Here is a 21,134-nt window from a genome sequence, read left to right as displayed (position 1 = left end):
ATCGCGCCAAGATGCGGGTAATTAATATATCGATAAAGGTTATGTCTATGGTCGCTCTGCTCGCACTGCCCATTGTATTTGGTGCAGGCTATTTGATAGTGAAGAAATACAATACTCAGGCTGTTCTCTTTGGCTCGGGCATCTTGATGATGATAGTCGGGGTCTTAGCTGGCGGCTCAGAGTTTTTACCCAAGGGAGTCAATACCTCTGGCGCAACCGTGGTGGATTTCTTCTTAGTCATCCAATCCATAAGTTCATCCACACTGGCTAAGCTTGGTTTGATCATTATGGCCGTCGGTGGTTTTTCCAAATACATGGGTCATATAGGTGCTGCAAACTCGTTGGTGAAAGTGACCACTAAGCCGCTAAAAGCAATCAATAATCCTTATATTATATTGGCATTAACCTATATTTTGGGTCAGTTCCTCAATGTCTTTATTCCTAGTGCAGTGGGCTTAGCCATGTTGCTGCTGGTCGCCCTATACCCTGTCTTGGTGGGGATTGGTTGTACGCCAGCCTCAGTAGCAGCGGTGTTAGCAACAACTGCTTGCCTTGATTTAGGCCCGGCTTCTGGTGCGTCAAACAAAGCTGCAGAGGTGATTGGTATTGATGCGGCTTCTTATTTTGTCCAGCATCAACTGTTTGTCGGCGTTTGTGCCGCTGTGGTGATTGCTGCGTTGCATTTTGTCTGTCAGAAGTGGTTCGACAAACGAGATGAAAAAAGTGGTGTTACCTACGAACTGAATGCTAAACAAGATACGGCTCGTGAAGCACCTGTCTGGTTTGCTATCTTACCGGCATTACCATTAGTTCTGTTACTGACGTTCAGTAAATTTGCGATTACCGCGATAAAAATTGATGTCGTGACCGCTATGTTCATCAGCTTGGCCGTTGCTATGTTGTGCGACTACATCTATTCAAAAGATGGTAAAGCGGTCGCCGCTTCACTGAAAGTCTATCTTCAGGGAATGGGGGATGTGTTTGCTGGTGTGGTTTCGCTGATTATTGCGGCGCAGACCTTTGTGGTCGGGTTGAAGGCGATCGGTTTTATTTCAGGTTTGTTAGGTGTAGCAGCACACCTTGGGTTTGGCTATACCATGATGGTAAGTATGCTGGTGGCGATTATTGGTATTACGGCGTTGATGTCGGGTTCAGGTAATGCTGCGTTCTTTAGTTTTTCCAACTTGGCGCCGGATGTGGCGACGCAGGTTGGCGTATCGACGGCTGCCCTTGCACTACCGATGCAGTTATCGGCAGGTATATTCCGCTCATTTTCACCCGTTGCTGGAGTCGTCATTGCGTGTGCGGGGGTTGCTGGCATTCCTCCTACAGAGCTTGTTAAGCGTACAGCAATCCCAATGATGGGAGGATTACTCACCGTTCTTCTTATTACATTTATTGGCGCTTAGGATAATATCTATGTCCGGTTCAAACGTTTCTGTCTTTGACTCTACCCTTTACTCACCGTTGTTTACCCAACAAGAGATGAAGCGGATTTGGTCTGACGATAATCTAATCCAGTCATGGTTAACCTTTGAGGTAAGCATTGCTAGGGTACAAGCTGAAGTGGGGCTTATCCCTCAGCAGGCCGTTGCTTCAATAGAACAAGTCTGCAAAAGCGAAAATATTGACTGGACTCGCTTGGCGCAAGACACCCAAAAGGTAGGCATGGCAATCAAGCCTTTGGTCGATCAGTTAACCGAACAAGGTGACGAAAACGTCAAGAGTTACCTGCATTGGGGATGTACTACTCAGGATCTGCTCGACACCAGTTTGGCGATGCGGGTGAAGCAAACGCTAGACTTAGTGCGCACCCAGCTAGTTACCTTGGGTGACTTGCTTGAAGGCATGATTGTTGCCCACAAGCACACCGTGATGGTGGCGCGGACTAATGCGATGGACGCCCTGCCAACAACCTGGGGTCTACAGGTAAGCAGCTATCTGCAGGAAATTAGTCGTCATATTATTCGCCTTGATGCGCTTTACCCAAGGGCAACCACAGGTATGTACGGTGGGGCCGTGGGTAATTTATCGTCGATTGGCCCTCAAGGTTTAGCCGTTCGTAAAGGTCTATTTGCCTCCCTTGGCCTGACAGAGCCAAAAGGCTTGGGAAATGCGAGCTTGGATAACATTGCCGAGCTTATCCAGTTCTTCGCCTTGATCCACGGTACTTTGTGCCGTATTGCCAATGACACCGAAACCATGGGGCGGGCGCCGATTGCAGAAGTACGCGAAGGGGAGACCGGCGGAGGTTCAAGCACCATGCCGCACAAAGCCAATCCGCGTGCAGCCAATATGATTCAAACCCTGTCTCGTATGGGGTGGATGTACGCCAGTAGCGCGCCTAACCTGATGGATCAGCACGATGTCCGCTCTGCCTCGATGCGGGTTCTGAACTGGAGTTTAGTGCCCGAATCGTCTTTGGCTGTTTCTACCGCACTGGAACGAGCCCAGCGTTTGATAGCGAACCTTGTAGTGAATAAACAGCAGATGCGTGATAATTTCGAAGCATCACGCAACTTCATCATGTCGGAAGCGGTAATGATGAGAGTGGCTGAAAAAGCCGGTCGCGGTGACGGTTACAGCAAGGTCAAATCAGCGATTGCCAATGCCCCTGCTGAGGGAAGCTTGGCTGAGGTACTCAAACAGGACCATGCGGTGTCAACCATCTTGTCTCCGGCTGAGATAGATGAGGCATGTGACCCGCAATACTACCTAGGGTGTAATGATGAGTTGATCGATGAAACGGTCGTTAACTACCATAAGTTGTTGGCCTAAAAGGCATAAGATTGCTTTTATCTCGGGTTTGTAGATTTAAGTCGGTTTTGGGGATGCGTCTTGATGACGATAATATGATTCATCCTTGCTAAGTTCTTAGAACTAAGGATATTTTATTCCTCACTGTAACTAACTTCTAAATAACTTAGGGGCATGCAGAGCCAATCACTTGGCTCTGACTTTGCGTTATTTTGTAGTAGAAGGGCTGTTACAGATGAAGACAAAAATCCTCAATAAACTGCGGAAGGGGGCTTGGCCAAGTATCGCTTTGATAGCGAGCATGCAAGCAGCTTCCGTATGGGCGTTTGATGAAGCGCCTAATACTGTCCAATTTAGGCTAGAAGGGTGCCGCAATGATGGTAACCCGACACTGATTCCCGGAAGTAACACACTACCTAACACAGATAGTAATTTTACCTGCCAAGACCCATCGCCGTTGGGAGGGAATGATACCCCTTATACTACGGGTAACTTGGGTAAAGGTTGGAATGAACTGGATTATGTTCCACATAGACTGATCACCACAAACAATAAAAACGGTGGCACTGTTACTTATAACGTGATCATTGCTGCTGATAATGCTGATAGTAATGGTATTGAAGGTTACGATGAAATCTTTGATGTTCAAATTATTACGAACCCAAATGATACGCAAAATGCCTTCTCTGATTCATCCTGTCAGCTTACTGTTGGCAATCAACAGATAGATACATCAGGCAATGTTACAGGTGGAATTCAGGATGTAATTTATCGTGAACTAACGATTACGCAAGCAGCTGATACTACATGTGTGATTGACTGGGCAAACAGGTTGGCCATTGGTGCCAGTCAGTTCCCAGGTTCATCGTTGCAAGCCTATATGTTCGAGTCCGAGGACTTCCAAAAAGGCAAGCGAACGGTTCCAATCCCTGTCAAAGATATTGTAGCGGTGGGGATCAGAAAGGACATGGCTGCTTCATCGGGCGAAGGGGTTATTTGGAATGTTAATAAAACGGTTAATCCTGTTAAGCTAGATCTTGGTAATACCTGTGATCAGCAAGTTGATAATTCAGGGGAAGTTAAGGTTACTGTTGAATGGAGTGTGATCCCGTCATCGGCTGATAGCGTCAAAGTTGTGACCAATATCTTTGTGTCTAACTCTGCATCACGAGATGTCCGTGCGGATATCACTGATGAAATTTTCGGTAATATTGATGACGGCGATGGAAAGAAATCATTGGACGTGGAAACGTTCAATAATGTACTTGTGCCAGCAAATAGTGAAGTTTTCGTCACACACACTTATGACATAGACGCTGCACCTGGAGATGTTTCAGAACTCAGTGATACAGCTTCTGCGATTATCAAGGATCCATCAAAACCTGGAACCCCCCCATTTTCGAACGATCCGATAATAGCTACGTTTGATTTGGGCGATCAAATCCAGATCATTAATGATACATCGACGACTGCTGTGATTACTGAAAGAGAAAAAATCACAGGTGACAGCCTTGTTTTTTCTGTAGATAGTTTGTCTGATGATTTAGGTGATTTCAACCCTAGCTATTCACTCGGTACGGAACGTGATTCTACTGATGATCCTTTGGTTTGGGTGTCCGATACCCAAAACCCAGTAGTATGTAACCAAGATAGCGGGTGCGTTGTTGACTCAATCGAGTTTACCAAAACGGTTTCCGTAGCCGATGGTGAAATAGTTGCTGCCACAGGTTCTTTGGATGACTGGGTAACACTGCTTGCTTCAGATGGTTCGAGTGCAACAAGTGGAACAGAAATGTCACCTATCTCAGTGGATGTGACAAGTACTGCGCTTGTTGATCTTGATGTACAACTTATTATTCCAGAGCTTGATTCAGGAACTTTGGATTGTACTGTCGAAGTGACTAACACCGGAGACTTTTCTCAGGAATTGATTTACAACTTCACCACTTCTGTTAACGATATCACCAAGACTCTTGAAAACCTTGAACCAGATATGTACACCGCGACAGTCAAGAGTTGTGGGAATTTTATTGGCGATATGATGGAAAGTGTAACTTTTGACTTGTCCTCAGAGCCAACCATTGAAGATTGTTCTGATAAAATTGTTTTGGAGCTTGAAGAGCCGGAGGTACCTTCAGATCCCGCTTATGCTGCTGTTGACAAGGTGACCTTCCCTGCTGGTGGAGAAGATGGCTGGCAAATGGTGTTGATTGGGCCGAATACCGGGGTTAACGGTATCGTGCTGGCCACATCAGATGGCACGCCGGATCAGTATGAAACCTTCCAGGGGGATTCATCGGACTTTGAGTTAATTACTGGTTCGTACACTATCACTGAGGTTTCTCGTGAGGGTTGGGTACAAACGGGAAGTAACGGTTGCTCGTTTGATGTTTTATTGCCTCGTGATTCGGGTAAAACCTTCCGGTGTCAGTTCACGAATAAGAAACTAGGTAAGATAATCATCAAGAAGAAAACTAAGCCTAAGTACGGTTCAGGGTTTAGTTTCACACAAAATATTGATGACAGCGGCAAATTCACCCTGGATCACGGCCAGAGCAAGGTCTTTGACGATGTCGAACCTGGAAGTTACGGTGTAGTGGAAGAAGACCCTAGCCCTGACTTTTTCCTCAAACAACTGGAGTGTACTGAATCGGTTACAGAAAATAGCCAAACCAGCGTGCCAAACCGAGTTGCAGTTATTGAGCTTGATCCAGGAGAAACCGTTGAATGTACCTATACCAATATTGAAAAAGGTATGGTTGTCATTAAAAAACATACCAATGGTTACCCGACTGAAGATAAGTGGATATTTACGCTGTACGGCCCAGAGGTCAACACTCATGCTATGACGCCTCCGAGTAAGCTAGACTTCGGTGTTAAACTGATTCCGAATAAAGTTTACAAGGTTTGCGAAATAGATATCCCTCAGGGTTGGTTGCCTATTTGGTTGGTTGATTCCGATAAAGATGGGTATCCTGATGAAAGGCTTGATCTAGAGATTAAATCTGCTGACTCACCGATCATTAAGTGGCTGGGAGCAAGTAAGGTCTTTAATCCTTACTACGGCAAGGGCTACGACAATGATGGTTACCAGAAATTCTGCGTTAACTTTAAAGTCAAGCCTGGTCAAACCCTACACTTCAAGGTTGATAACCTAAATCATGGTAAAGATGACAAAGGCTATAAGGAAAGCGAGCCGAAAGAGGATTGTCATGACACTTCGAAATATGGCGATTTCGGTAGTTACCATATGGAACCAACCGATTACTGGTCTGGCTCCTCGTTCTCAGGGGGCTGTGAAAGGTAATTTAGATATTTCAGTAACCTAACAGTTATACGATATATATCAAAGGCTCAATGGCTTCCAGAACCATTGAGCCTTTTTATTGTTGATTACAATATTGAAGAATCAGTAGTTACCACGGCAACGAATAAATTCCAGCAGTACACTAGAAAAATGACGGTATACACAGTCTGGTGGATAACACTCTTCCAATGCCAGCGACGTTCAAACGGGAACAGGACCAAGAGGAAAAAAGCATCGACAAGATACTGGGTAAAACTGATAAATGTTACTTTAATTTCAAACGCTTAGTTATGCATTGAAAGGTAATTTGCAGTTTGGCGTTTGCCATCTTGCGCTATCACTCTACCCTTAAGAGTTAGAGGATGTGCGGATGGCATTGATGTATGAGTAGTAGCAAAGATTCTGTTGTTCCTTTGATTAAGTCCGGTTACGCCCGTGTGTTGGTCGAGATCTTCTACGAATACAACCATGACCCCCACCAAGCGATCAAAGACTCAGGGCTTCCGCCCGACCTGTTTGACTTAGATCAGGAGTTCTTACCCCAGGAGCCAATGAAAAAGCTGATATACCTGTTGGCTAACCAATTGGGGATCACTCAGTTTGGCGATATTTTGCGAACGGCAATTAGGCGTAAAGCAATTCCACGTCTTATAGATGAATTTTCGCAATGTAAAACGGTTGAGGAGGCATTAGCGCTTAGTCAGGCGGTGTTTCTCTATGATTCCACTGTCGCTAATGTTGGCCTGGAAACCAATCACGGCAGGACGTGGTATTGGTGCAAACGTAAAGTTGATGATAGTGCGTTGTTCCTATGGTCGGAAATCTGGGCCGTGCTCTACGCCGTAGAGTTTATCAGTGTGCTGACCCAGAGAGATTGGCTGCCTGCTCAGATTAAAATCCAATCAAATAGCGCAGATGTCTATAAATCGATCCTAGGAAACTCGATCCAGTATTTTGTCGGCAATGATCGTATTGAATGGCTGATTGATGATGCCGTGTTGACGTTGCCGCTAAGAATAAGCCCCAAGGCATTTGAAGAGAAAAAACCATTGGTCAGCTGGCACGCAAATTTTACTGACCGTGTTTTTACTTCACTGTTACCCTATGTCCGAGAGCATAATCTCACCCTCGAAGAAGCCGCTGAGTTGCTCAGTATGACCCCCCGGACATTGCAGAGGAGGTTAACTGAAGAGCGTACCAGCTTCAGGCGGATCAAAGACAACCTCCTTTACACGGTTGCCGCGGATATGATGGGCGAAAATTTATCCCTTACCCATATTGCAAACCAGCTGGGCTACTCCAACATTGCCCACTTTTCCCGTTCTTTTAAGCGCATCAGTGGCCTTACCCCGAAGGTCTATCAGAAAATCATTCTGAGTTTGAACGATGAGCCATAGCTAGTTACTTCTATTTCGCATTCTATTTCAGTAAAAGTCACTGGTTTATCGATAAATTGCGTGACTTGCCCCACAGTTATTGATTTTTAGAGTTATTACTCTAAAATTGCAAATTCTAGCCATGAAAACAGGCAAATAGGTAATTTCACGATGAGAATAACGCCAGTTGCGGTGTTCACCTGCTGGGCAATGATGCTTGCTCCGGCATCGGCAAGTGTGAATATCACGCTTGCAAATAATGGAATAAATTCCACTTCGGCTTTGGAAAGTCAGACACAAGCTCAGCATCCAGTTAGCTTTCTTGATGCTTGGTATATTGTGCAAAACCAGAATGATGGTTTGGCTGCCGAACGCGCAAATGTAGAACGAAGCCAAAATATGCAAGATGCCGCGAGGGATTTGTATCTGCCATCTATCAGTGCCACGGCGAAGTATACGCGGCTTGATAAGCCTGTAGAGATCAAGCCTTCAGACTTAATTGAGAGTATGCCAATTGGTGACGTTGTCTCAGGCCTCCCCATTTTTGATCAACTATTTACTTCCCAATTGACCAAGCGTGAGGTGTTCACCAGTTCTATTCGAGCAGTCTGGCCGATTTTCACGGGTGGCAGGATTAATGCTGCGCAGGATATTGCCAAGGGACAAACCGAAGAAGCGTCCCAATTACTTGCCATGAAGCAGCAAGCGACCTTTGAAGATCTCTCCAAGTTCTACTTTGGTGTAGCACTAACCCAGCAAGTTCTGGACACACGTATCGAGGTCGAACACGGTCTGAAAAAGCATTTTGACCGTGCCCAGAAGCTAGAGCAGCAAGGACAAATCGCCAAAGTGGAGCGCTTGCAGGCTCAAGCCTCTTACGACAAGGCTAGAGTTGAGCGCCAGAAAGCCCAGCGTGATCTGGAAATTGCCCAAGTGGCATTGACTAAGTTATTGAAAGTCAATGACCCTGCGCTTCCGACGTCAGCATTATTCGTCAATGAAACCTTGCCACCAATGTCAGCATTTATTGATAAGACTTTGGCAGGTTACCCTGGGCTGCAGCTTCTTGATGCAAAGAAGAAACAAGCACAAGGCCTGATGGCGGCAGAGAAGGGTAAGTACTACCCGGAAGTGTATCTATACGGTAACTACAACCTGCATGAGGACGATACCCTCGCCGCGAAAACTGCCCCGGACTGGGCGGTTGGAGTGGGCGTCAATATCCCATTGCTTGATAGCTCGGGGCGCTCGGGCAAAGTGAAAGCGGCCCACAGTGCGGTGACCCAAGTAAATTATCTACGCGCACAAGCTGAGCAGGACTTGACAGTACTGGTCGAGAAAACCTACCGCGAAGCGATGCAATCACTCGAAGAATATAATGGCTTAGCCTCAAGCTTGGATCTTGCCAAAGAAAATGTCAGCTTGCGCGAAAAAGCGTTTAGCCAAGGGCTGTCAACTTCGTTGGATGTTGTTGATGCCGAGCTTTATTTAGCCAGCGTGAAAACCCAGCGTGCAGCCGCCGCCTATCAATACGTTATTTCTTTGACTCGCTTGTTAGCGGTCAGCAGTGAAATGAATAGTTTTAAACAATATCAGCAATATCAAGGGTTAGAGGTTCAGTCATGAGAAACGGCAAATCAAAGGCGACGTTGATCGCCACTGCGGCGGCAGCCACTGCAGTGGTTGGGTGGCTGGGCTATCAGTTCTGGTCGGCTTACCAGCCACAGCCAGTGCGCATGCAGGGCCAGATTGAAGCCCAGCATTACAATATTTCTTCCAAAGTACCAGGCAGAATCGAACAAGTGTTGGTTCGAAAAGGCGACATGGTTGAAAAAGGCGATTTGATCTTTACCCTCTCGAGCCCGGAAATAGATGCCAAGCTCGAGCAGGCCCGAGCCGGAGAGCAGGCTGCCGACGCCATGTCTCAGCAGGCAGAAAAAGGAGCCAGGGCGCAGGAAATTGCTGCCGCGCAAGACCAGTGGCAAAAAGCCAAAGCTGCTGCTGCCTTGATGCAAAAAACCTACCGTCGGGTTGATAACCTCTTTAAAGAAGGGGTAATGGCCGAGCAGAAGCGTGATGAAGCCTATACCCAATGGCAGGCGGCACGCTATACCGAGCAGGCTGCTTACCAGATGTATACCATGGCCAAAGAAGGTGCGCGGGTAGAAACGAAACGCGCCGCTGCAGAAAAAGTCCGCATGGCTGCCGGGGCGGTTGCGGAAGTCGAGGCGTATGCTGCCGATACCCAAATCTCTAGCTGGTTTGAGGGTGAAGTGAGCCAGGTATTGTTGCATGAAGGTGAGCTAGCGCCGCAAGGCTTCCCTGTTGTCAGTGTGGTGGACATGGATGACGCTTGGGCTCTGTTCAATGTGCGTGAAGATAACCTGAAACATTATCCGCAGGGAAAAGAGTTTGAGGTTAAGATCCCGGCGCTAGGCGAGCAAACTTACACCTTCAAGGTGACCCATGTTGCGGTTATGGGGGATTTTGCAACCTGGCGTACAACGGATGCGGCCCAAGGGTTTGATATGCTTACGTTTGAGGTGGAAGCGCGTCCGGTAGCACCGGTGAGTGGGCTTCGTGTCGGCATGGGTGTGATTGTCAGCGAATGAAGAGTCAACTCGCTCGTGAATGGCGGTTAATTCGCAATGAACGCTGGCTGTTGTCGATGGCAACGTGGCTGCCCTTGGTGCTGTTTGCCATCATCTGGGGCATCTTTTCGTCGGGTATTGCAAGGGATTTGCCCATTGGCGTGGTTGATTTAGACCACAGCCAAGTGTCCCGCCAGCTGGTGCGCACTTATGATGCCAACCCGGCTTTGGCTGTGTCGAGTGCTTATCCGTCCGTGGCCGAAGGCAGCCATGCGCTGCGCGGAGGAGAGATCTATGCGCTAGTGGTGATCCCGACCAACTTGGAGCAGGACACCAAGCTTGGCAAGTCACCGACGGCTACCGTGCTCTACAATAGCCAGTTTGTGCTCATTGGGAAGTTGGTGAACTCAGCAGTGGCACAAGCCCATGGCACGCTCAATGCGCAAATTGATACGCTGAAAAATATGGCTTCCGGTAGCCGGGTTCCCCTGCAGGCACTGGGGCAAGCGGTGCCTGTTAGCAATCAAATCACACCGTTGTACAACGGTAATAGCCACTATGGCCAATTTTTAGTGTCAGCGACGATTCCGGCAATATGGCAAATTGCGATAGTGATCACCACCATCATGGCCTTATCGGCGGAACAGCGAAACGCCGGGATTAACGAGTGGCTAGGGACAAAGCCGTTAAGCAACTTTGCCGGAAAACTGCTCCCCTATACCTTGCTGTTTGCTATTCAGGGTGCCATTTTCCTTACCGCGCTATATGGCCAGTTTGGCTGGCCGATGCATGGGCAATGGTGGATCTTGCTGCTTGCACAGTTGTTGATGGTTTTAGCATGCCAGGGCGTTGCGTGCCTGTTCTATTTATTCACCCTTGATGCCACCAAGGCCATGAGTCTGGCTGCTGGGTTCACCGCACCAGCCTTTGCCTTTGTCGGTGTGACGTTCCCGGCATCAGACATGCCCGGCTTTGCCTTGTTTTGGCGGGCTATGCTGCCGGCGACCCATTACCTAGATATTCAATTGCACCAGGTCAACCATGGGGTGTCAGCCTTGCAGGCAATGCCGCAGATGCTGAGTTTGCTGGCATTTCTTATTACCTTGGTGCTTTCAGCTTGGCGGGTTGGTCAGCTGGCTAAAATGCAAGGAGGAAACGTATGAGTTGGCGCTCACTGTTTAAGTTCGAGCTCAAGGCCATTTTCACCAATCCCTCGATTTTATTTACGGTGTTTGGCGGAGTACTTATTTACTCGTTTCTCTATCCGCTGCCTTATGCCAACCAGCTACCGAGAGAACAGAAGATTGTAGTGGTCAATCTTGACCAGTCTGAGCTGGGGCGCAAGTTTGAGCGTATGGTTGATGCTACACCGCAGGTGGTGATTGCTGCACGGGCCGAGTCGCTAGATGCAGGCAAAGCGCTGGTCAATCAAGGCGCAGTACAAGGGCTGCTGGTGATTCCGAAAAACTTCCAGCGCGATGTCTTGCTGGGGAAAAGCCCGACATTGGCCTACGGTGGGGATGCGGCTTACTTCTTGGTCTACGGTACGATTGCAGAGGGGCTTGCCACAGCAGCGGGGACATTGGGCGCTGAGGTGAAAGTCGCCAGAATGGTGATGGCGGGGAGTGACATGGCACTGGCTGCTGAACAATATACCGCGATCAAGCTAAACGCCCAGCCAGTGTTTAACCCGACGATGGGGTATGTGAACTACGTAGTACCCGCTGTTTTTGTCCTTATCTTGCATCAAACGCTGCTGATTGCTGTGGGCTTGCTCGGCGGAGGCCAGAATGAGTTCCTGCGCGCGGGGAAATGTGGTTACTGGGTTCATTATCCAGCGAGGCGGGTGGTGTTGGTAAGGGGGATTGTGTTCGCCCTTATCTACCTGCCCCTAGTGATGTACTATTTCGGTTTTAGTTTTAGCTATTACAGCGTAAGTCGTTTGGCAACAATGGCAGACTTACTATTGGTTACAGTGCCTTTTTTGCTTGCGATAATCTTCTTGGGAATGATATTGGGCCAGTTGATCCCTCGCCGTGAGCTGGCAACCGTTGTCGTCTTGCTAAGTTCCTTGCCGCTGGTTTTCTCAGCAGGGTTCATATGGCCTGTTGAAATGATCCCTGAGCCAATTACTTGGATGGCACAGCTAGCGCCCTCAACACCTGCAATTAATGCGTTTTTACGCCTAAATCAAATGGGGGCTGAATTTGACCAAGTTCTCACCTTATGGGGGCAGTTGTGGTTGCAGGCTATTATATATGGAGCCATTGCTGCAAGGTTGATGTTAAGGGTTAGCCGACATCAAAAATTAGCGGTTAAGAAATAATAATTAAGAGTGATACCTTATTTGGGTATCACTCTTTTTATTTGGTGTGAATATTACTTTGAATCGATGAAAGAGCTTGGTGACTCAATATTACTCTTATTCGACTTTCACCAAAATACTCGAGTCAGTATGAGAAACCGACTGACCATAAATATCTAGAAGAGTCGTTTGAGAATACGTCATTTTGTCGTCTTCTATTTGAATACTCATTGTAAAGTCAGTGGTTGTGGCATTCTCTTTCATGAAGTTTGATTCTGCGATACCGCGATCCGAGGCAACTAATGTCATGTGATCGCCTGCAGCTCCTTCGGCTGTTACGCAGGTATTTCTTGGCACACAGAATGAGTTATAAACGATCTGGTTGGTTTTATCATAAACAAAGTATCCACGTTGGTCATGGAACTTAGAATCGTCCTCTTTGCGGAAGACTTCCTGCTTATAGTAAAGCGCGACAAGGTATTGGTCGCTGGCATTGGTGGCATCGGCCGCGACTTCGAAAGTCATGGTTTCATAAAACGGTGTGACGGCTGGAGAGCCTGCAGCAACGTCAAGATCCTTCTGGGCTGGAGCAATATCAACACCGCCGGCATCCGCTGATATCCAGGTGCCAACTAGCTGCGCAAGTGGGCCGAAGTCCATACCATCAATGATTGTGCTTTCATTATCGTTAGCAAAAGCGGGTAGTGAAAGCGCCGCCGATATACCCAGAGCAATAATTGTGTTTTTCATATTGAGCTTCCTTTTGATTTATCATTTAAGATGAATTAATTCTTTTTATGGCGGTTACTTTATATGAATGAATAATGGTTAATTATTGATCTGTGTTAACTATTATTTGCGCCAATGGTATTTTCATTGCCATTTTGTGATGTAAAAAGTCGCATGAAATAAATAATTACATTGTGAAACATGATGAAGTGTTTTGCTAGTAATAACCTAACTTAATGGAAGGTGGATTAGAGCGGGATACTTGTTGTTTGAAAGCAAATTAAAGTCACCAAAAGATGACTTTAATTTGTATTAGTAAGTTTAGAATACTTCTATTTCTGCGGTTTGAGTCGAAACGGGGAATATTGAAATGTTTTTGTTGGAAAGAACTTTATTAATCGTTTCTGATTTTGAAGAAAATTCAACTTCAATAGTACAAGTGCCAAATTGTGATTTTAGGCTGTCGATATCTGTGTAAAAAAGAGAGCTGAACTTTTTGTTGTAATCGCCAGTTAAAACCCCTTCTCCGTCTTCAGAATAGATGCTTTGCACTGCCGCTGTAATATCGCCAGCATTTTCTTGGCAAACTAGCCTCTCTACCAGGTACTCATAGGTGTGATTTGCACTCTTATAGAGTGAGATGGATATATCATCGCCGTTAATATCTCCTGCGACGCCAAACGCTTGGGGTAGGGAGTCCAGACTTCCCTCTGAGACCAATTCACCATTTCGGGTATACCTGAACTCATAACTGCTGGCATTATTTGGCAGTGCGTAACTGTAGCTGTAGTTAGCGTTTAAATTAGTGGAGAAATCCTCCTTGATCTCGACAGGTTTGCCATCGGCAAAAATCGCAATACTATCGCTGTGATCTACCCGCAATCCCGTAAGGTGATTGTCGTAATTGTAGATTTTAGTGACGGCGTGAACTGAGTTGTTCTGGCTATTCACAATGATGTTGGTATTGAAATTTAAATTGCCCGTGTCATGACCGCTACTGGCGAGTCTATCTTGGGAAGTGGCGGGAAGATTAGCAACACTCCCGGTGTTTGCTGAGCTGTCATTACTGCCTGAACCGGAACTTTCACCGCCTCCGCCCCCTCCGCCACAGGCGGTAATAAGTAGGGTCGAGAGGGAAAGGGCTATCATTTTGGATACTAAGTTCATCTCAAATCCTTTTGTTGATTGTTTTAGTTAATCAACCAATGTTAACAGGAGCTTGGTGGCGCAAATATGCTCTTATGTTGTTTTGTTGTGGTTTTTAGAAGTGCTTCAAAAAGATAGGGTTTTAGGTTGTTAATTGCTGATATATAAAGCAAATATGTGATTTTTGTAATTGATTTTTATTCACTTTAGAATGATTTTTCTTTCTTATCGGGAAATACAGCTAATTCCTTTTTAGAGGGGTAGGTAAGGGAAGCCAAAGCCTGTCTCTTGATCACATCTCATCAGAGGTAAAGGATTGGGCTATAAGGTATCCTTCTTGAATTGCTGCTAATTTATACCAGCCTCGCCATAGGGCGGCCCAACCGGGCCGCCCTGTTCGCTTACTGTCATACCATCCGCCTAGCCTTGCTAATGTAACTCGAGCCCATTTCAGATCTGGAGCTGTTGTTGGTAAGGGCTTATTTTCTTGTTTGACCCATAATAATTTCCAGCATATTCCGGGTAGAACAGACTCACAGCTACTGGTTTCTTGTCCGCGGCTTTCTGCTCTAAGTTGTAACAAGCGGATAGCGATAAACGCTTGAATGACGGCAACTCTCTCCAGGTTGTCCTTTGATTGAAGTTGCAGTGCTTCGACATCGGTTCCATCACTTTTCCACGCCTTGTGGAACTCTTCAACCAACCAGCGCTGTTCGTAGTAACTGATTATCTCCTGGGCTTTCGCTAACGTTGTCACTGGCTCTGAAGTCAGTAAGTGCCACTCCAATTTTTCGTTGTTGTCACCTCGCTCTTTACAACCAACATAATACAGAGAAAGTGACTTGCCACACTTATTGGCTGGAACCTTAATCGTAATAGGAGCAAAGCATACATCTAATGTTGCTTTACGCGCTTTGCGACCACCCCGTTGAGCAATATGGACAGTTCGTTGTCCCGATGGGGATAACTCCTTTGCATAATCATGGAGCTTATAACCACTTTCCTCAATGCAGCGACTATAGGTCGAGCGCACAACAAAACGCTGCTGGTTGGTCAGCTTGTAATGTAAGTATTCGTAGATGTCTGACTCCCTATCACACACTGAAATGACTCGGGCTTGGAGTTGACCTAAACGTTCAGACATTGCGGTTGATGCCTGTTGCCACTTGAAGGTCTCCTTCTCTTCATACGGTCGCTTGGCGAACTTATGTCCCCGGCCTCGAGTCGCAATATCCCTCGTCCACCGCTGTTGTTCGATTAGCCCCACAACCTTTTGCTCGCGTGGTGCAAACAACAGAACAGAGTGAGCTAGCATCCCCCGGGTTCGATTTCCCGAGTTCACGTGACCAAGTTCATCGGAGAGGCTTTTATGCGTGTAGGTTAGAGCGGTGGAGTCTTCAAGGGCAAGTAATAAGTCATGCGCTTCAGCCTCGTTAGTTGTTGCCACAAAACCGGCTTCAGCTATCGCATTGGCTTCAACATCAGGGTTACGGATGAGGCGATATGCCCCTTCAATAGAGGCGGGATTAGGGCAGGCTTGCACAATAGACACTCCAACATTAGATGCCATATCACTGGCTAATTGGACTAGTCGTTGTGTACGTCTAGAGTCGCCAAGCTTGGCATGCGAAAAGGTTTGTTGAGCCCATTCTAAAGTAGAATTCCCTATCATGATGATGACCTTTACTCATATTGTGTAAGATCGGATCGCAATAAAGAAAAAGAGTTCAAAAAAAGCCCCCGCCATGAGGCGGGGGACTTGTGTATAAGAGACAGGCCAAAGCTTCCCTATGTATGAATAGGTTATTGAGCTGGTGTCGGTGCCTGATAAGCCTTGGTGCCCCACAGCGGCACTGTCGAAAGGCTGTGCTTGAAGCTACCTTCGGTCTCTTTGGTGGTGTACGACAGATAAAGTAACGTCTGGTTTTCAGCATCATAGATACGGCGAACTTTCATCGTCTTGAAGAAGATGCTTTTCGACTTTTTGAATACCACTTCGCCAGACTTTGATTTGTCTATCTGCGCAATCATCTCTGGGGTGATATCACCGGTTTGGCGGCAGGAAATGGAGCTGTCACTTGGATCGGCAAGGCTTAGGTTCGCTTCGACAGAGGCAATATGGCAGGTGACGCCGGTGACAACATCATCTTTCAAGTGCCCAATTTTGATGTCCTTCATGGTGAACATACCAAGGCTGACATCACCCACTTCATCATCCGAGCAGCCTGTTAATAAGGTGGACGCAGCCAGTAAACCCACAAGCAGTAATTTTGATTTCATTATTATTTCTCCATCATTTTTCATCATGATAGCAGCAACTTGGCGCTAAATTCTAATTTCTCTTTAGTAGATTGCTACGATTGAGAATGAATGGTGCTGGCGTAACACCGTTAGCAGAGTGCGGATTAATGCTTCATCATATCGTCGTATTTTGCTCATTTTTCTGACGTAAAAGTGCCACGGTTCGGTCATCTGCCTGTTTCATAATTTTCATTCACTGGTTGAATGACAAACAGGTAAAAACATGGAAGTGACAAGTCCTTTCCGGCTCCCACGAAAAACGCCCTTTGGTGTGGGAGAGCATGTTACTGAGTGGGCGACAGGGTTAAAGAAGCTGGATCAGTTCTATGCAGCTCGTCCTGTTGGCGGTGATGTGTCTGTTTTTCTCCGCTACGCGTTAGACACCTTAGGTATTCAGTACACAATTAAGCAGGGAGCGTTATCTCAAGTTCCTGCACTTGGTGCGACGGTTGTCGTGGCTAATCATCCACTGGGCTGTGTGGAAGGGGTGATCTTAGCCGAATTGCTTCGCTCTATCCGTAAAGACATTAAAATCCTAGCGAACCATTACCTGAAAACCGTTCCAGAGCTTGATGAGCTGTTTATCGGCGTTGATGTGTTCGAAGGCCCCCAAGCAGTAAAAGCCAATGTCAAAGCGTTGCGAGAAGCCAACAAGCACCTAGCCAATGGCGGACTACTGCTGATTTTCCCTGCCGGTGAAGTGTCGGCTTATGACAGGAAAACACGCAGTATTACCGATAAGGATTGGAGCCATTCAGTTAGCCGTTTGATCACTAAAAACAAAGCCACCACAGTCCCTGTATATATTGATGGCAAGAACAGCCGGAAGTTTTACATGGCGGGCCGTATTCATCCTTTGCTACGGACATTGATGCTTGGCCGAGAGTTGCTCAATAAGCGTGAAAGACAGATTCATTTAGCCATTGGTGAAGCGATTAGCTATAAAGAAATCAAAGGGTTTGATGATCACAAGCAGTTGGTTAACTATTTGAGGCTCAATACCTATCTGCTGGGAAGCCAACTGAAAAGTGCTCAGCAACGCAAAGCAATTGAGCATGCTAGCCATGCCGAACCGATCGTATCGTCTGTAGTTCCTGAGGCAATGGTTAATGAAATTAGCCTGCTGAATGAGAGTGAGCAATTACTATCGTCGGGGCAGTTTGACGTTTATTGCGCGCCGGCTCACCGTATTCCAATTATCATGCAAGAATTAGGACGACTTCGGGAGGTGAATTTTCGGGCCGTCGGGGAAGGGACGGGTAAGTCGACAGACATCGATGAGTTTGATCAGCATTACCAACACCTGTTTGTCTGGGATCGGGAAAAGCAGTGTTTGGTTGGAGCTTATCGACTTGGACTGGTCGATGAGATTTTGGCAGCGAAAGGCGTCTCGGGGCTCTATTCCCGAACCTTGTTTAATTACGACGAACGCTTTATTCGTCAGCAGGGGAGTGCGATTGAGTTGGGCCGCTCGGTTATCGCCGCTGATTATCAAAAGAGCCTGAGCGCCTTGATGTTGTTATGGAAGGGCATCGCCACCTTTGTGGCTCGCAACCCACACTATACCCATTTGTTTGGTCCCGTTAGCATCAGCAATGACTACAGTCCTGAAGCGCGGTATTTATTAGCAGAGAGTATGGCGGTGCATCATTATGATGTGCAGAGTGCGGAGTTGGTGTCTCCGAGCAATCCATTAGTGCAAAAAGAGCCGTTATTCTGGCAAACCGATATGTTGTCGTCATTGGCAGATATCCAACTGCTGTCGAAAGTGATCTCGCGCCTTGAGGGCGGAAAAGGTGTGCCGGTACTGTTAAGGCAGTATTTGGGGCTGAACGGTAAGCTGGTTTGCTTTAATGTCGATGCCGATTTCAATGATGCATTAGATGGCTTGATAGTCGTGGATTTGCGTGGAGTGCCAGCGAAAACCCTAGGTAAGTACATGGGAAAGGCAGAAGTTCAGGAGTATTTAGCAAGGTTTGCATCAAGCTAATAAGTGAGTTGTCAGGAGGGAGTATATTCGACACTCCCTCCTGAACTCCTAGTCTTCGTTTTCCTTGATATGACTAAGCTGCCACAGCTTCTCGGCTTTGGTGCCAATCAGCCAGAAACTCAGAGCCAGAAGCGCAAAGAAAACCGTCTTGTGCATCGCATCCCAGAAATACTCAAAGTAACGGGTATACAGGTTAATCAACAGGAAGGTGATACCAAAACTGCGGGTCAGTTTATCGGCATTTTTGATGCCGTGGTAAAGCAAGCCTAAACACACCAAGCCAGACAGGATCGCCCAAGGTAAAAATGAAACCTGGGATACCTTAGACCATGTAGCAGCATTGGTATGATTGCCAAACAAGGAAACCAACCATAGGGCAAACAGTAGGTAGAAAAGCCCAATGAAGCGGGTCGGCTCTTGCAAATAGGCAAACCGGTTAGTCGCAGCCGGTGTTCCTGCTGCAATATCTGCTTCGGCTGTTTTATGCTTGGCGAAAAACCACGCAGCAGCGAGGACGATTAAGCCTATCACCACAAGTCGCCATGGCATATTGAGCCCAATGAAATAGTCTGACGGCTCGGCAAAGTAACTGGTTTGCTCCAGTCCCCAAGCGGCAAAGCTCAGCAAGGCAAATATCCAAACCAGCATACTGGATAGGCGGAAGCCAATAACGCCGTAAATCACGGTTAATGCCAGCAGGAAGACGGCGATATGGGTGTCAACAAACCAGGCGGTTTCCCTCAGGAACCCTATCGATACCGCAGTCCAGAGCACACCAAAGAAATACATGGCTTCATTGCTGAAATACTTTTCGGGGTAGCGGCGTCGGCGCTTGACCCCGAAGGCGAATGAAGCCGCTGCCAGCCCTGCGCTGATAACAGACAAAACACTAGCGGGCGTATCGATCAAGGTCGCCAGTAGTGCCATAAGGTAATCATCAGCCAGCAAAATGCCGATAGAAATCACGAAGCAGGTGATAGCAATCCAAAACGAGTAGACAGCAAGGAGCTTCCAGTCAAAGCCAATAACCTCATAGCTGCTGCGCAGTGATTTGGCTGTTTCGGTATCGATCCGCTTTTCTGTTTCCCACTGGGTGATGGCCTCATTGAGCGTTTTGGCCTGGCGTTTATTAATCTTCATAGCTGAACATTTTGGAATATCGGAAAGCTTTCCTAGGAAAATAAAGCGCAGCCAGATGGCTGCGCAATGAGGTTTTGGCTCGGTGAATACTTACTGGCTGTCTTCCGCAGCGATCTCTTCGGGTGTGAACGTTAAGATATGCTGTTCTGACGTCAGGGTTAAAATATTGTTCTCTAATGCGGCATTGTTCCATTCTTGAAGGGACTGGGTCATGATCGCTTCCACCGTTGCCTGATCATCTTGGATACAGGCCATTTTGGTCGAGCCCATTCCGGTAAGGCGAAGCCTATTGCCGTTAGTCAGCTCGATTTGGCCGAAGAATCGATTGCATCCACCAAACCCTGATACTTTTAAGTCAGCATCAACAGCCATTCCCGGCACGGTGCGAGGCTCTGTAATAGTGATGTCTTTCCCGTCGACCTTAGCTAGCACCCAGCTTTGCTGAAGATTTTTGGCAGAAAAGCCTTGGTCTTGATCTGCATCACAGCCTGTGAGCAGCAAGAAGAGGGGAGCAAAAATGAGTAACCACTTTTTCATATACATTACCTCAAAGGTTTGCCTCATTGGGCTTTCAATCAACCATGATTGTTGAAAAGTTGTTTTGAATAATAGTAGCACTGCCAACCAGTTATCTGGAAATATCAATAGTGGCCGCGGCCAAAAAAGTTGACTTCCCCTTGTTTGTGGTGAAAGCCGTTTTCTCTCTCTAGTGTAAATTGTTGCAGTGCTCGCTGTGCGTCGCAATAACTGCCATTTTCGGCAAAAGCCTCGCGACTGGTATCAATAGCCCTCTCTGCCGTCCTGCGGACTTCGGAGGTTGCTTGGCTATCGCTAAAGATAATCTGTTGCTGGCTGAGCAAGGTTTCCATGTCTTTCAAACATATCTGTTCGTTGTCGGGAAACACGTTTCCAGCAGTGACTTGCAGTGGCAAGCCCGCAGTTAACAATATCAATACGACTCTAATTACGGTCATCTTTATGGCTACATCGAATGAGGGGAATTATAATACACTGTTCAATAAAAACAAGCTTAAGCATAAGTATTTGTTTTTATGATTTGTTTATAGGGTTAATGGTTTGCTAAAGGCAGGCTTTCCAAACATTTTCGGCACAGGCACGAACCCTCAGGCAGGCCTGATGTATCACGCTTGGTTAACTCAAAGCACCAGCATGTGCCTTTTCCTGCACTGATTTCGCAGTAGGCTGGCTGCCCGCACTGGCTACACGTGTGCGTTGATGACTGCCCTTGGATCTGCTCAATTTTCTGTTCTTGTTCTGAATCACTCATATTACGCCACGCTGTCAGTTCGGACATTGTACGGTGGCATCCACTGCAGATACCTTCATTGTTTTTACATTTTGCTACGCATGGAGTCTTCACGGCTGGTAGTACTATGTTATGTGCTTGGGGGCACAACATAACATATACCCAATTGACTGCAAGTCGGTTGGGTTGCTGCGGTTTGCCCCGCGCCTTTGGTTGGCTCGGGGC

17 protein-coding genes are annotated in these 21,134 nt (G+C 46.9%); 9 read left to right on the top strand and 8 right to left on the bottom strand.

Annotation, left to right across the window (positions count from 1 at the left end; all coding sequences use genetic code 11):
* The first annotated feature begins 47 nt into the window (after positions 1 to 47).
* From dcuC to ACXAGQ_RS21155, 8 genes are all read left to right on the top strand, one after another.
* Positions 48 to 1,409, top strand: a complete 1,362-nt coding sequence (dcuC, locus tag ACXAGQ_RS21190; RefSeq protein WP_475256527.1) for a C4-dicarboxylate transporter DcuC — start codon at positions 48 to 50, stop codon at positions 1,407 to 1,409.
* A 10-nt stretch (positions 1,410 to 1,419) separates the two neighbouring features.
* Entirely contained in the window at positions 1,420 to 2,778 is a 1,359-nt protein-coding gene (locus ACXAGQ_RS21185; RefSeq protein ID WP_475256526.1) for a class-II fumarase/aspartase family protein, read from the top strand.
* Positions 2,779 to 2,992: 214 nt separating this feature from the next.
* Positions 2,993 to 6,064, top strand: coding sequence for a prealbumin-like fold domain-containing protein (locus ACXAGQ_RS21180; protein WP_475256524.1), 3,072 nt, complete (start codon positions 2,993 to 2,995; stop codon positions 6,062 to 6,064).
* 383 nt (positions 6,065 to 6,447) lie between these two features.
* Complete coding sequence (locus tag ACXAGQ_RS21175) at positions 6,448 to 7,461, top strand: helix-turn-helix transcriptional regulator (protein ID WP_475256522.1); 1,014 nt, start codon at positions 6,448 to 6,450, stop codon at positions 7,459 to 7,461.
* 150 nt (positions 7,462 to 7,611) lie between these two features.
* A complete protein-coding gene (locus tag ACXAGQ_RS21170) occupies positions 7,612 to 9,066 on the top strand; it encodes a TolC family protein (protein WP_475256521.1) in 1,455 nt (484 codons plus the stop codon).
* Entirely contained in the window at positions 9,063 to 10,052 is a 990-nt protein-coding gene (locus ACXAGQ_RS21165) for an HlyD family secretion protein (RefSeq protein ID WP_475256519.1), read from the top strand. The genes ACXAGQ_RS21170 and ACXAGQ_RS21165 overlap by 4 nt, the downstream gene beginning before the upstream one ends.
* Positions 10,049 to 11,194: an ABC transporter permease gene (locus tag ACXAGQ_RS21160; RefSeq protein WP_475256518.1), complete on the top strand. Its 1,146-nt coding sequence runs from the start codon at positions 10,049 to 10,051 to the stop codon at positions 11,192 to 11,194. The genes ACXAGQ_RS21165 and ACXAGQ_RS21160 overlap by 4 nt, the downstream gene beginning before the upstream one ends.
* A complete protein-coding gene (locus tag ACXAGQ_RS21155) occupies positions 11,191 to 12,357 on the top strand; it encodes an ABC transporter permease (RefSeq protein ID WP_475256516.1) in 1,167 nt (388 codons plus the stop codon). Before ACXAGQ_RS21160 ends, ACXAGQ_RS21155 begins: the two co-directional genes overlap by 4 nt.
* Positions 12,358 to 12,453: 96 nt before the next feature.
* On the opposite strand, the gene ACXAGQ_RS21150 is transcribed toward ACXAGQ_RS21155, so the two are convergent.
* The 4 genes from ACXAGQ_RS21150 to ACXAGQ_RS21135 all read right to left on the bottom strand — a co-directional run bounded on the left by ACXAGQ_RS21150 (position 12,454) and on the right by ACXAGQ_RS21135 (position 16,491).
* Complete coding sequence (locus tag ACXAGQ_RS21150) at positions 12,454 to 13,086, bottom strand: heme-binding beta-barrel domain-containing protein (RefSeq protein WP_475256515.1); 633 nt, start codon at positions 13,084 to 13,086, stop codon at positions 12,454 to 12,456.
* 300 nt (positions 13,087 to 13,386) lie between these two features.
* Positions 13,387 to 14,232, bottom strand: coding sequence for a hypothetical protein (locus tag ACXAGQ_RS21145; protein WP_475256514.1), 846 nt, complete (start codon positions 14,230 to 14,232; stop codon positions 13,387 to 13,389).
* Between the two features lie 271 nt (positions 14,233 to 14,503).
* Positions 14,504 to 15,883: an IS4 family transposase gene (locus ACXAGQ_RS21140; RefSeq protein WP_475251517.1), complete on the bottom strand. Its 1,380-nt coding sequence runs from the start codon at positions 15,881 to 15,883 to the stop codon at positions 14,504 to 14,506.
* A 131-nt stretch (positions 15,884 to 16,014) separates the two neighbouring features.
* Entirely contained in the window at positions 16,015 to 16,491 is a 477-nt protein-coding gene (locus ACXAGQ_RS21135; protein WP_475256512.1) for a CreA family protein, read from the bottom strand.
* Between the two features lie 244 nt (positions 16,492 to 16,735).
* Here ACXAGQ_RS21135 and ACXAGQ_RS21130 point away from each other — a divergent pair, with 244 nt between their 5' ends.
* The gene (locus ACXAGQ_RS21130; protein WP_475256511.1) at positions 16,736 to 18,502 is read left to right on the top strand and encodes a lysophospholipid acyltransferase family protein; all 1,767 of its coding nucleotides are present in this window, start codon (positions 16,736 to 16,738) and stop codon (positions 18,500 to 18,502) included.
* A 48-nt stretch (positions 18,503 to 18,550) separates the two neighbouring features.
* On the opposite strand, the gene ACXAGQ_RS21125 is transcribed toward ACXAGQ_RS21130, so the two are convergent.
* From ACXAGQ_RS21125 to ACXAGQ_RS21110, 4 genes are all read right to left on the bottom strand, one after another.
* Complete coding sequence (locus ACXAGQ_RS21125) at positions 18,551 to 19,642, bottom strand: hypothetical protein (protein ID WP_475256509.1); 1,092 nt, start codon at positions 19,640 to 19,642, stop codon at positions 18,551 to 18,553.
* 90 nt (positions 19,643 to 19,732) lie between these two features.
* Positions 19,733 to 20,179: an META domain-containing protein gene (locus tag ACXAGQ_RS21120; protein ID WP_475256507.1), complete on the bottom strand. Its 447-nt coding sequence runs from the start codon at positions 20,177 to 20,179 to the stop codon at positions 19,733 to 19,735.
* Between the two features lie 104 nt (positions 20,180 to 20,283).
* A complete protein-coding gene (locus ACXAGQ_RS21115) occupies positions 20,284 to 20,616 on the bottom strand; it encodes a hypothetical protein (protein ID WP_475256506.1) in 333 nt (110 codons plus the stop codon).
* 95 nt (positions 20,617 to 20,711) lie between these two features.
* Positions 20,712 to 21,023, bottom strand: a complete 312-nt coding sequence (locus ACXAGQ_RS21110; protein ID WP_475256505.1) for a DUF1289 domain-containing protein — start codon at positions 21,021 to 21,023, stop codon at positions 20,712 to 20,714.
* Positions 21,024 to 21,134 lie beyond the last annotated feature (111 nt).

It is taken from the genome of Photobacterium sp. ABD4_091, from assembly GCF_056160145.1.
This window is presented reverse-complemented; position numbering and strand designations above follow the sequence as displayed.

What these genes read in the sequence shown, in the direction of transcription:
- dcuC (WP_475256527.1), top strand. Translation starts at nt 48, where the DNA reads ATGGTCGCTCTGCTCGCACTGCCCATTGTATTTGGTGCAGGCTATTTG.
- ACXAGQ_RS21185 (WP_475256526.1), top strand. Translation starts at nt 1,420, where the DNA reads ATGTCCGGTTCAAACGTTTCTGTCTTTGACTCTACCCTTTACTCACCG.
- ACXAGQ_RS21180 (WP_475256524.1), top strand. Translation starts at nt 2,993, where the DNA reads ATGAAGACAAAAATCCTCAATAAACTGCGGAAGGGGGCTTGGCCAAGT.
- ACXAGQ_RS21175 (WP_475256522.1), top strand. Translation starts at nt 6,448, where the DNA reads ATGAGTAGTAGCAAAGATTCTGTTGTTCCTTTGATTAAGTCCGGTTAC.
- ACXAGQ_RS21170 (WP_475256521.1), top strand. Translation starts at nt 7,612, where the DNA reads ATGAGAATAACGCCAGTTGCGGTGTTCACCTGCTGGGCAATGATGCTT.
- ACXAGQ_RS21165 (WP_475256519.1), top strand. Translation starts at nt 9,063, where the DNA reads ATGAGAAACGGCAAATCAAAGGCGACGTTGATCGCCACTGCGGCGGCA.
- ACXAGQ_RS21160 (WP_475256518.1), top strand. Translation starts at nt 10,049, where the DNA reads ATGAAGAGTCAACTCGCTCGTGAATGGCGGTTAATTCGCAATGAACGC.
- ACXAGQ_RS21155 (WP_475256516.1), top strand. Translation starts at nt 11,191, where the DNA reads ATGAGTTGGCGCTCACTGTTTAAGTTCGAGCTCAAGGCCATTTTCACC.
- ACXAGQ_RS21150 (WP_475256515.1), bottom strand. Translation starts at nt 13,086, where the DNA reads ATGAAAAACACAATTATTGCTCTGGGTATATCGGCGGCGCTTTCACTA.
- ACXAGQ_RS21145 (WP_475256514.1), bottom strand. Translation starts at nt 14,232, where the DNA reads ATGAACTTAGTATCCAAAATGATAGCCCTTTCCCTCTCGACCCTACTT.
- ACXAGQ_RS21140 (WP_475251517.1), bottom strand. Translation starts at nt 15,883, where the DNA reads ATGATAGGGAATTCTACTTTAGAATGGGCTCAACAAACCTTTTCGCAT.
- ACXAGQ_RS21135 (WP_475256512.1), bottom strand. Translation starts at nt 16,491, where the DNA reads ATGAAATCAAAATTACTGCTTGTGGGTTTACTGGCTGCGTCCACCTTA.
- ACXAGQ_RS21130 (WP_475256511.1), top strand. Translation starts at nt 16,736, where the DNA reads ATGGAAGTGACAAGTCCTTTCCGGCTCCCACGAAAAACGCCCTTTGGT.
- ACXAGQ_RS21125 (WP_475256509.1), bottom strand. Translation starts at nt 19,642, where the DNA reads ATGAAGATTAATAAACGCCAGGCCAAAACGCTCAATGAGGCCATCACC.
- ACXAGQ_RS21120 (WP_475256507.1), bottom strand. Translation starts at nt 20,179, where the DNA reads ATGAAAAAGTGGTTACTCATTTTTGCTCCCCTCTTCTTGCTGCTCACA.
- ACXAGQ_RS21115 (WP_475256506.1), bottom strand. Translation starts at nt 20,616, where the DNA reads ATGACCGTAATTAGAGTCGTATTGATATTGTTAACTGCGGGCTTGCCA.